Here is a 12,360-nt window from a genome sequence, read left to right on the forward strand (position 1 = left end):
ACTTGGACAAATTTTGAAGGCGCATACCAGGATGAAAGAAGAAGTCGATATTTATCAAGATCTTAAGATGCGCCTCATCTCGAATGGATTCGAGCATGGAGCCAAGGTGCGGGCCGAAGAATTACGTAAAGAGTATAGCTGTTCTGCGAGTGCAGTTCGCGAAGTCCTTTTTCGATTGTCCGCTGTAGGGTTGGTGGACTTTCAGGAACAAAAAGGTTTCCGCGTGCCAATGCGTTCGCCGCAGAAGCTTATCGAATTGACACATGTCCGTGTTTTGTTGGAGGCCGAAGGTACCGCAATGTCGATCCGTAGTGGCGGGGTGGATTGGGAAGCAAGACTGACGGCCGCGCATCACAAACTCAGCCATATCGAAAAACGCATACATGCCACAGACGACCCGAGCGGCCTTATCGAGATATGGTTTGCATCGGAGAAGGAGTTTCACCAAACGCTTATTTCTGCCTGTGGATCGGAAACCTTAAAACAAATGCATGGCCGAGTTTACGCGCAGTTCAGACAGCAGTTGATGGTGGCAGACCGGAACTTTGAGTTCATTTCTCAGAACATAAGACACCATGCCGATATACTTGAAGCAGCATTGTCAGGGGATGAGCAGTTAACACGGGAGAAAATTCACGATCATCTGAAACGCCACCTAACTGGAAAGACGATGGGCGACTAAAGCCGAAACTCGTCTTCCAAATACACCCGAATGATTTCGTCGAAGCTTGATTCCGCCTCGAACCCCAACTCCAGAGCGCAATCTGTTTGAAAGTCGCGCGGCCAATTCTTGACTATCCGTTCGATTGCCTCGTCGGGTTCTCGCTTGATTAGGCCAACTGCATCTTTGCCGGCCACGGCGCGCAGCGCTTCGATTTGTTCGGCGACGGTGCAACTTACGCCCGGCATGTTCAACGCGCGTCTGTCGTTCAAAAGCTGCGTATCCATTGTTGCAGCGTGGGTCAAAAAAGTTGCAGCGGCGCGTGGGCTGGCGTGCCAGTGGCGAACAGTTTCGGCAACTGGCAAGATAGCCTCAACCCCATTTAATGGCTCTCGGATTATACCTGAAAAGAAGGACGAAGCGGCAGCGTTGGCTTTGCCAGGGCGCACACACAAAGTGGGTAAGCGCAAGGAAATACCGTCGATATATCCTTTCCTGCTGAAATCCGTGATCATCAATTCGGAGGCCGCTTTCTGCGCTCCGTAACTTGTCAAAGGTGCCGAGAGGAACTCATCGCTTATCTTGTCGGGGAACGGTGCACCGAAAACTGCTATGGACGAGGCAAAAACCAGACGAGGCGTGTACTCGCCTCCTGATGCCGCGTGTTCATCTCTGAGTGCGTTCAGCAGTGCCCAGGTCGCCAAAAGATTGACATCCCAGCCCAACGCAAAGTCTGTCTCAGCTTGGCCTGAAACGATAGCTGCAAGGTGGAATATGACGTCCGGGCGCTGAGCTGCAATGGACCTGGCGGTGCCTGACGCAGCCAAGTTCCCCACAATTTGCTTACCTGGCGCACTGTCGAGCGGGAATGAGAGATCGAACAATGAGAGTTGAGCATCTGCTCCAAAAATTTCTTGGGTCGAAATGCGGTGGGCCAGTTTCTGGCCAAGCATTCCTCCACCGCCTATAACAAGGATCCGCGTCACAGCATTCCGTTCCGTTTTTTGAGTTCCAGATACAAAGCCGAATGATCCAGCTCGGCCCCATCCATTTCGTCTATCAGATATTCGAAACGGTCGCGCACGGATTGGGTGCTGGGTAGCTCGACCCCAAGGCTGCGCGCTTCTTCTAGCGTGTTGTCCAAATCCTTAATTTGAAACTTAGACAGTCCTCCTGGTACAAAATTCCCATCAGACATGCGTTCGCCATGTTGTTGTAAGATAATGCTATCCGCAAAGCCCCCCTTCAGTGCGGCCCTCAACGCGGTCGGGTCTGCACCGCCTTGTTGAGCCAGCAATGTCGCTTCGGCGACAGCCGATATTGTCACAGCGACAATTGTTTGATTGGCCAATTTGCATAGTTGACCGGAGCCACTTGGGCCAACATGCACAGGGCGCCCCATTGCTGTCAGAACCGGTCGCACGCGCTCCATAACGTCCTGATCGCCACCGACCATGATCGCGAGGGTGCCAGCTTCGGCACCCTTGGTGCCGCCGGAAACCGGGGCATCCAGATGCTGCACCCCCATCGAGGATAATTGCGCGGATTGCTCTCTAGCGTGTTCGGGTTTGGCGCTGGACATATCAATCCAGATCATCCCCGGTTTGAGTTGTTCGCGGAAAGCCTCGTCAGAAAGCAGCGCGCGGGTCGCGTATCCGTCCGAGAGCATCGTTATTATTACGTCTGCACCCGAAATCGCCAGCGGGGCAGTTTCCGCCAACGTCGCGCCTTCTGCTGCTAACGGTTTTGCCTTTTCTAAGCTGCGGTTCCAAACAGTGAGCGGAAATTCCGCGCGCAAAATATTCCGCGCCATGGGGGCACCCATCAGGCCGGTTCCCAACAGAGCCACTTTGAACTGCTTGCTCATCATCTACGTCCTTCCCAAGGTGCGCCACGCATGGTTATGGCCAAACCAAAATCTCTGTCATACGCTAACGGCTCTGGGCCCACATGCCAGAAGTCGTTGCTAAACCGCCAAGGTTTCTTTGCTTTTCGGTTGATCTGTGGAACGAAACAACGCGTGTTCAACCGCCACCTTATGAGTCGGAATGTTTATATGTTAGAAAGGCTTAAGGAGAAGCGCGACCTGTCCATAGCCACCTCACAAGGGATCAGAATTGCAAGCACGATTGCATCGGCAAGAAGGGGTGCGAAAGTCTATGCGACGGATATAAACTCCAAAAATCTAAATTCGATTCGCGGTCAGAATCTCGAAAATTACGAAATTTTCGAGATGAATGTGGCGAAAAATAGCAGTATTCAACATGGGGTCGCGCGATTGAAGCCAGATGTTTTGTTCAACGGCGACGGGTTCGTGCATCACGGAACTATTCTTGATGCAACGGATGGTGAATGGGATTTCGCCATGGACCTCAATCTGCGCTCAATGGTGCGGACGACAAAGGCTGCCGTTGTTGGGGTGACGAAATTGGTGACCGTGGATTTCATAGTGCGAAAAATTCGGCGCAATTGTACTTGCCCTGGAACAGTCGAGAGTCCCAGCAGGCGTGACCGCGTAGATGCGCTGGGAGAGCAGCTGGGCCGCAGAGAAGAAGCCTTTGCACAATTTGTGGCGCGCCAGCCTACGGGGCATGTAGCGAAAGCAGAAGAGATTGCTGAATATGTCGTCTATCCGGCGTGCGATGAGAGTGCATTCACCACAGGACACACACGTAAAATTGACGGAGGTTGGTCAGCCCAATGACAAAAGTATCAAAGGACGATCTGCGATCTCGTAAGTGGTTTATGAATTCCGAGAACCTTGAGATGACTGCATTGTATCTGGAAAGATACCTGAATTACGGGTTGACCCGTGCGGAGTTGCAATCAGGCAAACCGATCATTGGTATTGCTCAGACTGGCAGTGATTTGAGCCCCTGTAATCGGCATCATATCGAGTTGTCCAAACGCGTTCGCGACGGGATCATCGCCGCCGGGGGAACGTGTATCGAAATACCGGTCCACCCGATACAAGAGACCGGCAAACGGCCTACGGCCTCGCTTGACCGCAATCTGGCTTATCTGTCCTTGGTCGAGAGTCTATTCGGGTATCCGATTGATGGCGTTGTTCTAAACATTGGTTGTGACAAGACCACTCCAGCGCTTCTTATGGCCGCTGCGACTGTCAACATCCCGGCGATTGCCTTGTCAGTTGGTCCAATGCTCAACGGTTGGTGGAAAGGCGAGCGCGCCGGATCAGGCACGGTTATCTGGAAAGCGCGCGAAGACCTTGCGGCTGACGAAATCGACACCGATGAGTTCATGGAAATCGCAGCCGCCGCCGCTCCTTCGGTGGGGTATTGCAATACGATGGGAACAGCAACGACCATGAATTCGCTTGCTGAGGCATTGGGTATGCAATTGCCCGGATCAGCAGCCATACCAGCCCCGTATAGAGAGCGCGGTCAAATCAGCTATGAAACCGGTAAACGTATTGTGGACATGGTCTGGGAGGATCTTCGCCCCAGCGATGTGATGACACGTCAGGCTTTTGAGAATGCGATTGTTATAAACTCGGCGATTGGTGGATCGACGAACGCGCCAATCCACCTGAATGCAATCGCCCGGCATCTTGGTGTTCCACTGACCAACGATGACTGGCAGAAGCTTGGCCACGACGTTCCTTTGTTGGTAAACATGCAGCCTGCGGGTGAGTATCTGGGCGAAGATTACCAACAGGCCGGGGGTGTTCCAGCCGTTGTCGGAGAGCTTCATGATGCTGGATTGCTGCCGCATCCCGATGCGATAACGGTGAACGGCAAGACGATGGGCAATAATTGCTCGGCGCGCCGGTCTCAGAATAGCGAAGTAATCAAGCCTGTCGGTAACCCGGTCAAGCAACAGGCGGGGTTCATCAATCTCTCGGGCAACCTGTTCGAGAGTGCAATTATGAAAACATCCGTGATCTCACCGGCATTTCGAGAGACCTACCTGTCGAACCCGGATGATCCAAATGCCTTTGAGGGTAGGGCAGTTGTGTTTGATGGGCCTGAGGACTTTCACCATCGGATCGATGATCCCGCAGAAAACATCGACGCAAACTGTATTCTGATTATGCGCGGAGCGGGACCAAAAGGATACCCGGGTGCCGCAGAGGTCGTGAACATGCGTCCGCCCGCATATTTGATAAAGCAAGGCATCGAAGCCCTTCCTTGCATCGGTGATGGACGGCAATCCGGTACATCAGGAAGTCCGTCTATCCTGAACGCTTCACCCGAAGCTGCAGAGGGTGGTGGGTTAGCCTTGGTACGAAATGGCGACCGACTGCGCATCGATCTTGGCAAAGGCACAGCAGATATGCTGGTTTCGCTCGAAGAGCTGCATGAACGCGCCCGCGACCTGGAGGCAAGTGGTTGGTATGCAATGCCGCCCAACCAATCCCCGTGGCAGGAAATATTCCGCGAAAAAGTAGATCGTTTGGATCGCGGTATGACGCTCAAGGGGGCCGAAAACTACCGCGATATCGCGCGAGGCTTCATGCCCCGTGACAATCACTAAAAGGAACAGAAATGAAACTTGTTCGTTACGGAGCCGAGGGCTCGGAAAAGCCGGCCCTGGTCGACTCTGAGGGGCAATTGCGGGATCTGTCCGCTCATATCCATGATATCGTGGGGGATACGCTGGATGATGGAACGCTTGAAAATTTGCGCTCATTGGATCCGAAAAACCTGCCAATTGTAGAGGGTGATCCTCGTATCGCACCCTGTGTCGGTGACATCGGTAAGTTTCTTTGCATCGGTTTGAACTACTCGGACCATGCTGCAGAAACCGGCGCAGATATTCCCGAGCATCCGATACTTTTTTTTAAGGCTAACTCAGCGGTCATTGGGGCATATGATGATGTTGTCATGCCGCGAGGATCTACACACACCGACTGGGAATGTGAGCTGGGTGTCGTCATCGGTAAGACGGCCAAATACGTTTCCAAGGCCGACGCGCTCGAACATGTTGCGGGCTATTGCATCGTAAACGATGTGTCAGAAAGGCATTTTCAAACTCAACTGACCGGTCAATGGACCAAAGGCAAGTCTTGCGATACATTCGGCCCTACCGGCCCGTGGCTAGTGACCCGGGATGAGGTGCCCGATCCCCAAAGCCTTGGAATGTCACTGGATGTAAACGGTCAGCGCATGCAAACCGGGAATACTGCTACGATGATCTTTTCCGTTGCCGAGATCATTGAGCACCTAAGCCAACTTTTCACACTGCACCCCGGTGACGTCATTTCAACTGGAACACCGCCCGGTGTCGGAATGGGGATCAAACCAGAGCCAGTTTACCTAAAAGAAGGCGACGTCATGGAGCTTCGCATCGATGGACTTGGTGTTCAGCGGCAAAAGGTCGGCCAAGATGACTGACTTGTTGCAAATCGGAGGGATCACAGAACGGATGCGAGAGCGCCTGTCAGCAGCGTTCGACATTCATCAATTGGACGATTTCAACGCGGAAAGTGTTACGCATATCGTTACGAACGGGCACGATGGTGTTCCTCATGACCTGATGACATCACTCAGTAATCTGAAGATGATCAGTGTCTATGGGGTCGGCTACGACGCCGTCGACGCAAATGCAGCAGCTGAGCGCGGGATTGTTGTGACGCACACGCCCAATGTTTTGAACAAAGAAGTCGCAACCACCGCCCTTCTGCTGTTTCTGTCATGTTATCGAGAGCTCATACGTGACGATGATTACGTTCGGTCCGGACGGTGGGAAGTTGAAGGCAATGCCCCTTTGACGCGATCAGCCGACAATCAAAAAATAGGCATTCTTGGTCTTGGTCGCATTGGTCAGGCGATCGTTGATAAGTTGGAGCCGTGGGCCCCCGAAATTTCTTATCACACCCGCAATCAAAAGGATGTCCCATACCGGTATTTCGACAATTTGGTAGAAATGGCAGAACATGTGGACGTCCTCATATGCATCACTCCCGGCGGTCCGTCGACGAATATGCTGGTCAACGCTGAGGTGCTGCGCGCGTTAGGGGCAGGCGGCACTTTAATAAACGTTAGCCGAGGTTCGGTTGTCGACGAAACTGCCCTCATCAATGCATTGCAAAACGGTGAGCTCGGGTGGGCGGGGCTTGATGTTTTTGAGGACGAACCGCGTGTTCCAAAAGCATTGCGCGAGCTGTCCAATGTCACTCTGCTCCCTCACGCTGGTAGCGCGACTATTGAGACGCGTGCAGCAATGGGTGACCTGACTATCGACAATCTCCTGCAACACCTTAAGGACGGATCGGTGATCACAGCTGTGCCGGAATGCCGGGATCTGTAAAAGGCCAATCTGAATAGTGTTTGAGTTTGCTGTTGCGGTTTTCTTTCTGCTGATTACGCCGGGCCCAGGTGTTTTAACAACTGCAGGCATTGGATCAGCATTTGGTTTTCGAGCTGGACTCGCTTTTGTGGCCGGTTTGATGCTGGGCGGGTTCATCAACATGATGTTGGTTGTCTCTGGTGTCGCGGCGGTAGCTTTGGCCATTCCGGTGCTTAGAACTTTCCTGCTATTTGCCTCTGTCGGTTATTTAGGATTTCTCGCCTGGCGTATTGCGAGCGCTGGCTCAAAGGTCGGGTTTTCCCCTGCGGTCTCGCCACTTGGTTTTGCGAATGGGCTGACACTTCAGTTCATTAACCCCAAGGCTTACGTGGTCGGCACAGCATTGTTTTCAGGGTTTGCCTTTTTGCCCGATGCGCCCGTTTGGGAGGTCGTCATAAAAATCATAGTTTTCAATATGATTTGGGTGCCAGTGCACATGATTTGGCTGGGTGCTGGCGCAAAACTGGGCAGCCTTGATTTAAGCGAGAGATCGCATCAATGGATCAACTTTGCGATGGCGGCTTCGTTGATGGTTGTTGTGGTGATTGCTTTGGCGTCGGCGCTTTGAACGAAGCGTACGTCAGTCGTACCTAACAGACGATTGAGCGCCACAAATCAAAGTGACGCCGTTATTCCGCCATCGACATATAGAGTATGCCCATTGACGAAACTGGATGCAGGTGAGGCAAGGAATATGGCGGCACCGACAAGTTCTTCTACATTGCCCCAGCGACCGGCCGGGGTACGTTTCTCCAGCCATGCACTGAACTCTGGGTCAGCAACCAATGCGGCGTTCAAAGGAGTATCGAAATATCCAGGCGCAATAGCATTGCAGTTCAGACCATACTTGGCCCAATCAGTTGCCATTCCTTTTGTGAGGTTAGTCACGGCACCTTTTGTCGCCGTGTAAGGCGCAATACCTGGTCGTGCCAATGCGGATTGAACCGACGCAATGTTAATGATCTTACCTGACTTTCTTTCAATCATGTGCCGTGCCGCAGCCTGACCGACGTGAAAGACGGACGCGACATTTGTCTGTAGCAGGCGCTCGAACGCATCAGCGGGGAAATCGTGTAGCTCCGTCCTATGTTGCATTCCGGCATTGTTTATCAGGATGTCTATGGGGCCGACGTTCTCTTCAAAGTTGTCCACGGCTGATCGGACACCTTCGTGATCGGTTGCATCGAACGAAAGTTCACGTACTGAGGCGCCTGTTTCACTCAACTCGGACGCTGCTGCTGCTAGTTTAGCAGTGTCGCGCCCGTTCAAAACGACCTGCGCACCGGCGGCAGCCAAGCCACGAGCCAACGCAAATCCAATGCCTTGGCTAGAGCCCGTTACGAGTGCGCGTGTTCCCTTTAAGTTGAACATTTCAAGCGTCATGCAAAAATCCCTTGGTTGTCAGCACCGACTATCCGTATCTTTTGGCAATCTGTATAGGGAGTCCGTGCAATGTCTTCGGCCAGTGTTGCTGTTGTTATCCATGCCGCAAAAGATCTGAGGTTGGAAAACCGGGACGTTCACGATGTGGGGCCAGACGAAATCTTGATTGCCATGCGCGCGGGTGGGATTTGCGGCTCTGACCTGCACTATTACAACCACGGTGGTTTTGGTGCGATCAAGTTGCGTCAACCTATGGTGCTAGGACATGAAGTCGCCGGGGAAATCGTGAAAGTTGGTTCAAGCGTGCAGGGGCTACACCTAGGTCAACTGGTTGCAGTTTCTCCATCCCGCCCTTGCCAAGCCTGCTATTATTGCCTGAACGGGCAGCAAAACCACTGTCTTGATATGAAGTTCTACGGCAGCGCGATGCCGTTCCCACATATCCAAGGCGCTTTTCAAAGCAAACTCGTGGCGAAAGCCAGTCAATGCGTTCCGGCAGATGGGTTGAGCCCTGCGCAGGCCGCCATGGCGGAACCGCTGGCGGTCTGTTTGCACGCGATTAAACAAGCCGGGAGCCTCCTGGGTAAAACGGTACTTATCACGGGATGCGGTCCGATCGGCTGCCTCACGATCTTGGCGGCACGTCGTTCTGGGGCGGCCAGAATAGTGGCGACGGATATCTCGGACCAGACCCTCGCTCTGGCGCGTGAATGCGGGGCAGACGATGTCATCAACACCTACGCCGATCCCGAAAAACTGGAGCAGTTTGAAAAGGACAAGGGCCAGGTTGATGTCCAACTGGAGTGTTCCGGGGCTCAATCGGCTCTGGCTTCTGGCGTCACATGCTTGCGACCAGGTGGAACATTGGTTCAGCTTGGTCTGGGCGGAGATATGACAGTGCCGATGCAGGCGCTGACTGCAAAAGAGATTGTACTTCGCGGGTCTTTCCGTTTCCATTCCGAGTTCTCAGTCGCGGTCCAGATGATGCGAAGCGGTCTAATAAATGTCGACCAATTGGTGACGCATTCCTTCGAGGTTGGCGAGGCCGTCACTGCTTTCGAGGTTGCGTCTGATCGAAGCCAATCAATGAAGGTGCAGTTAACCTTTCCGGACAATGACAATGGATAGACGAACGCGTGATATTGCAAAGACTTATGAACGAGATGGTTTCGTAGCTCCGCTGGATATCCTGACAGCTTCTGAGGTCCAAACGCTACGCGATGATTTTGAGAAAGCGGAGCGCATTCTCAGAGACGACCCAGAGAAACTCAAGCTTCTGTATTCTTATCCGGACAGGCTGATACCATCATTCGATGCACTTCTTCGCCATCCGAAGCTGATTGAGGCTGCTTCAATAGTGTTGGGGCCGGACCTCATGGTTTGGAGCGGTGCACTTTTCGTAAAAGAAGCGCGATCATCGAAGATTGTCTCGTGGCACCAAGACTTGACCTATTGGGGACTGGATGATGCTGAAGAGGTTACCTGTTGGGTTGCGATTTCAGACGCGTCCGAGCAAAGCGGGTGTATGAAGTTTCTTCCTGGCAGCCACAAAAGCCGGATCGTACCTCACGTGGACACCTTCAGCGAAAACAATCTGTTGTCACGTGGGCAGGAAATCGCCGTCGATGTGAACGAAAAAGATGCAGTCGCTGCCGAATTGCGTGCGGGGCAGGCGTCCATGCATCACGGGCATCTTTTCCACGCATCAGGGCCCAATAACACCGACGATAGACGCATCGGTGCGGCGTTGCGTTTCATAAAGCCCTCAATGAAACAGCAAAACGGCGTGAAAACTTTGGTTGCGCTAGTTGCAGGGCGAGATGATTTTGGGCATTTCTCAGTTGCGTCCTCCCCTCAGGGATATTTGCATGAGGAGGATTTCGTTGTGTGTCAAAGGGATGCAGACCGCAAGAAACAAATACTCTTCGCCGGAGTGAAGTGACTCCCTTCACAAGCTCAGAACCATTGTTCCATCGGCCCGGAAGCCGACCTAAATCGCGAAAACTAGTGGATTTTCAAGAGTTCTCGTCGCAGCTCAGCCTTTCTTCCATTTGGGCGAAAAGTTGTAGAGGAAGTCTACGGCAAGCTCGAAATCAAAATAGTCACTGCAAGCTCTCAAAGTATTCTGTTTAGTTCTTAATTTGCGCTCAGCGACTCTTCCTTTGTTTTGACCTTTTCAGTTAGTTCGCTCCAATATGAGCCACTTTTTTTGTCAATGTGGTTTTCCAATACTTTGAAAGCATTTTGGAAATCACCCTGTTTCACTGACTCGACGAGTTCAATGTGCTGCTTGTGGGATCTCGACATATGCCGAGGGTGACTGCCCAGCCTGTTGCGCACGGCTGAGACTTTCAAAGCTATTGTCTGATAGGCGTCGTTGAGGAACCTATTGTTTGCGCAATCGAAAATACATTGGTGGAATATAGTGTCCTGACGAAGGTATTCCGCATCATTTCTGGCATCTCTTGCCATGTTCATTTCTTGAACACATCCTCCAGTTCGGCGTGGAGCCTATTGCTATCGGATTCCATAGCGTATTTTAACGCCGCGGTTTCGAGGCAAACGCGCGCATCGATTAGTTTGTCGAGTTCGTCGGGTTCAAGATCAAATACGAATGATCCACGTTGGGGTTCGACGACCAATAGCCCTTCCATTTCAAGTCTGTTGATTGCTTCGCGTACCGGCGTTCGGCTAACTTCCAGTTCTTTGGCAATTTTAGCTTCCGAAAGCTGTTCACCTAGATCGAATTCGCCGCCTACAATGCGTTCTTTCATGTTTTCAGCCACTAACTCGGTTAGTGATTTCGGGCGGTTGAATGGAGCCATTTCGTTTCCCCTATCAGGACTGTATCAACCGAAACATTGGCATTCAATGTGTTAGGGTCAGGACCCAACGACTATTGCGCGGTCTTGTCAGATTAACTTTGCTTGAGCGGGACAGGGCGGTTACCTAGCTTTTTACCCATAACCAGACCTGTCTCTTTCAAGTACCTCAAGACCAGCCCCGAGATAATCCGCCTTGCTGTGATGCTGCACATCCGTTTCCTGCTTTCGCTTCGCAATTTCGAAGATTTGCTGCACCAGCGAGGCATCGACGTGAACTGAGAAACTGTCCGATATTTGTGGAACAGGTTTGGCCCGGTGTTTGCTTCTGTGATCTGAAGAAAGAGTGTTCAGCAGCTACGCGCGTTCGCAAATGGAAGCGGCATTAACTTTGGCGGGCCGTTGATCACGAAGACAAGGTGCTGGAAGCCGTTGTTATCAAAGGCCGACACAAAGCTGCAGCGTTGAAATTCCTCAAGAAATTGATAAAGCAACACAGTAGAGCGGAAACCATGGTCACGAACCACTTCGCATCGTATCGGGCCGCACTCAGAGAGCGAGGAGCCACTGAAAAACAACAGACCTGCGCTTGGCTGAATAACCGCGTCGAGAACTCGCACCTCCCGTTACGACGGCGCCAACGCGCGATGCAGCGTTTAAGGCGCATGCGAAATTTGCAGAAATACGCCTCCGTCTGCTCATCTGTCTATAGCCGCTTAAACCAAGATAGATCGTTCGCTAGCAGAGGTACCCACAATCTGAAAAATACCACCGCTTTCACCGAGTGTCGTCAACTTTGTTCTGGGTAGGTTCTCGGTTTCCGCGGGAAACTGATACTGGTTCGGATTTGTCTAACAGCACCCCCTCGCAGGGGCTTCGCGGAACTAGGTAAAATAGATGCTGATCAGGCGAAAATTGCCGGATCAATCCGATCCACAGGCGTTATGACATCGGCGGGAATGTTCAGGCGTTCGGCCGCCTTTCTCAGGCTTTCCTCATCCGGGGCTTCGTACAAGCAGTAGGTTTTGCGCTTGTCTGCGCTGAGAAACGAAAAAATCCACTCGACGCCGACTTCGTCATTGATCTCTTTGATGTGAATCTTGTCATCGTCTGTGACGTTGAGCTGCTCGGCGAAATTTCTTTCAATTATGTACCTTGGCATAAAGTCCCCCAAACCAGATT

The 12,360-nt window shown here is 52.2% G+C and carries 14 protein-coding genes and 1 pseudogene; 9 read left to right on the forward strand and 6 right to left on the reverse strand.

The window, feature by feature from the left end; all coding sequences use genetic code 11:
• Positions 1 to 31 precede the first annotated feature (31 nt).
• Entirely contained in the window at positions 32 to 682 is a 651-nt protein-coding gene (locus ACR0I8_RS06145; protein ID WP_170689741.1) for a GntR family transcriptional regulator, read from the forward strand.
• Here ACR0I8_RS06145 and denD read toward each other — a convergent pair.
• Entirely contained in the window at positions 679 to 1,647 is a 969-nt protein-coding gene (denD, locus tag ACR0I8_RS06150) for a D-erythronate dehydrogenase (protein WP_170689742.1), read from the reverse strand. The genes ACR0I8_RS06145 and denD overlap by 4 nt on opposite strands.
• Positions 1,644 to 2,528 (reverse strand): NAD(P)-dependent oxidoreductase, encoded by an 885-nt coding sequence (locus ACR0I8_RS06155; protein WP_170689744.1) that lies wholly within the window; start codon positions 2,526 to 2,528, stop codon positions 1,644 to 1,646. Before ACR0I8_RS06155 ends, denD begins: the two co-directional genes overlap by 4 nt.
• Before the next feature lie 30 nt (positions 2,529 to 2,558).
• On the opposite strand from ACR0I8_RS06155, the gene ACR0I8_RS06160 reads away from it, so the two are divergent.
• From ACR0I8_RS06160 to ACR0I8_RS06180, 5 genes are read left to right on the forward strand one after another with little or no spacing between them, the layout of a single operon-like run.
• Positions 2,559 to 3,365: an SDR family oxidoreductase gene (locus ACR0I8_RS06160; RefSeq protein WP_480702885.1), complete on the forward strand. Its 807-nt coding sequence runs from the start codon at positions 2,559 to 2,561 to the stop codon at positions 3,363 to 3,365.
• The gene (locus ACR0I8_RS06165; RefSeq protein WP_170689746.1) at positions 3,362 to 5,158 is read left to right on the forward strand and encodes an IlvD/Edd family dehydratase; all 1,797 of its coding nucleotides are present in this window, start codon (positions 3,362 to 3,364) and stop codon (positions 5,156 to 5,158) included. Before ACR0I8_RS06160 ends, ACR0I8_RS06165 begins: the two co-directional genes overlap by 4 nt.
• 11 nt (positions 5,159 to 5,169) lie before the next feature.
• On the forward strand, positions 5,170 to 6,018 hold the full coding sequence (locus ACR0I8_RS06170) for a fumarylacetoacetate hydrolase family protein (RefSeq protein WP_170689748.1): 849 nt from the start codon (positions 5,170 to 5,172) through the stop codon (positions 6,016 to 6,018).
• Positions 6,011 to 6,934: a 2-hydroxyacid dehydrogenase gene (locus tag ACR0I8_RS06175; RefSeq protein ID WP_170689750.1), complete on the forward strand. Its 924-nt coding sequence runs from the start codon at positions 6,011 to 6,013 to the stop codon at positions 6,932 to 6,934. The genes ACR0I8_RS06170 and ACR0I8_RS06175 overlap by 8 nt, the downstream gene beginning before the upstream one ends.
• Positions 6,935 to 6,950: 16 nt before the next feature.
• On the forward strand, positions 6,951 to 7,541 hold the full coding sequence (locus ACR0I8_RS06180; RefSeq protein WP_170689751.1) for a LysE family translocator: 591 nt from the start codon (positions 6,951 to 6,953) through the stop codon (positions 7,539 to 7,541).
• A gap of 47 nt (positions 7,542 to 7,588) precedes the next feature.
• Here the strand turns inward: ACR0I8_RS06180 and ACR0I8_RS06185 are convergent, their stop codons facing one another.
• The gene (locus ACR0I8_RS06185; RefSeq protein ID WP_170689753.1) at positions 7,589 to 8,356 is read right to left on the reverse strand and encodes an SDR family oxidoreductase; all 768 of its coding nucleotides are present in this window, start codon (positions 8,354 to 8,356) and stop codon (positions 7,589 to 7,591) included.
• Between the two features lie 69 nt (positions 8,357 to 8,425).
• Here ACR0I8_RS06185 and ACR0I8_RS06190 point away from each other — a divergent pair, with 69 nt between their 5' ends.
• Both ACR0I8_RS06190 and ACR0I8_RS06195 read left to right on the forward strand, forming a co-directional pair.
• Positions 8,426 to 9,484: an L-idonate 5-dehydrogenase gene (locus ACR0I8_RS06190; RefSeq protein WP_170689755.1), complete on the forward strand. Its 1,059-nt coding sequence runs from the start codon at positions 8,426 to 8,428 to the stop codon at positions 9,482 to 9,484.
• The gene (locus ACR0I8_RS06195) at positions 9,477 to 10,298 is read left to right on the forward strand and encodes a phytanoyl-CoA dioxygenase family protein (protein ID WP_480702887.1); all 822 of its coding nucleotides are present in this window, start codon (positions 9,477 to 9,479) and stop codon (positions 10,296 to 10,298) included. The genes ACR0I8_RS06190 and ACR0I8_RS06195 overlap by 8 nt, the downstream gene beginning before the upstream one ends.
• Positions 10,299 to 10,492: 194 nt before the next feature.
• Here ACR0I8_RS06195 and ACR0I8_RS06200 read toward each other — a convergent pair whose 3' ends face one another.
• Complete coding sequence (locus ACR0I8_RS06200; RefSeq protein ID WP_170689758.1) at positions 10,493 to 10,828, reverse strand: FCD domain-containing protein; 336 nt, start codon at positions 10,826 to 10,828, stop codon at positions 10,493 to 10,495.
• Between the two features lie 2 nt (positions 10,829 to 10,830).
• On the reverse strand, positions 10,831 to 11,181 hold the full coding sequence (locus ACR0I8_RS06205; protein ID WP_170689761.1) for a GntR family transcriptional regulator: 351 nt from the start codon (positions 11,179 to 11,181) through the stop codon (positions 10,831 to 10,833).
• A gap of 138 nt (positions 11,182 to 11,319) precedes the next feature.
• On the opposite strand from ACR0I8_RS06205, the pseudogene ACR0I8_RS06210 reads away from it, so the two are divergent.
• Positions 11,320 to 11,987 (forward strand): annotated as a pseudogene (locus ACR0I8_RS06210) (IS6 family transposase).
• 95 nt (positions 11,988 to 12,082) lie between these two features.
• Here the strand turns inward: ACR0I8_RS06210 and ACR0I8_RS06215 are convergent.
• The gene (locus ACR0I8_RS06215; RefSeq protein ID WP_170376838.1) at positions 12,083 to 12,340 is read right to left on the reverse strand and encodes a DUF4242 domain-containing protein; all 258 of its coding nucleotides are present in this window, start codon (positions 12,338 to 12,340) and stop codon (positions 12,083 to 12,085) included.
• Positions 12,341 to 12,360 lie beyond the last annotated feature (20 nt).

This window comes from Ruegeria sp. BG9 (assembly GCF_056538305.1).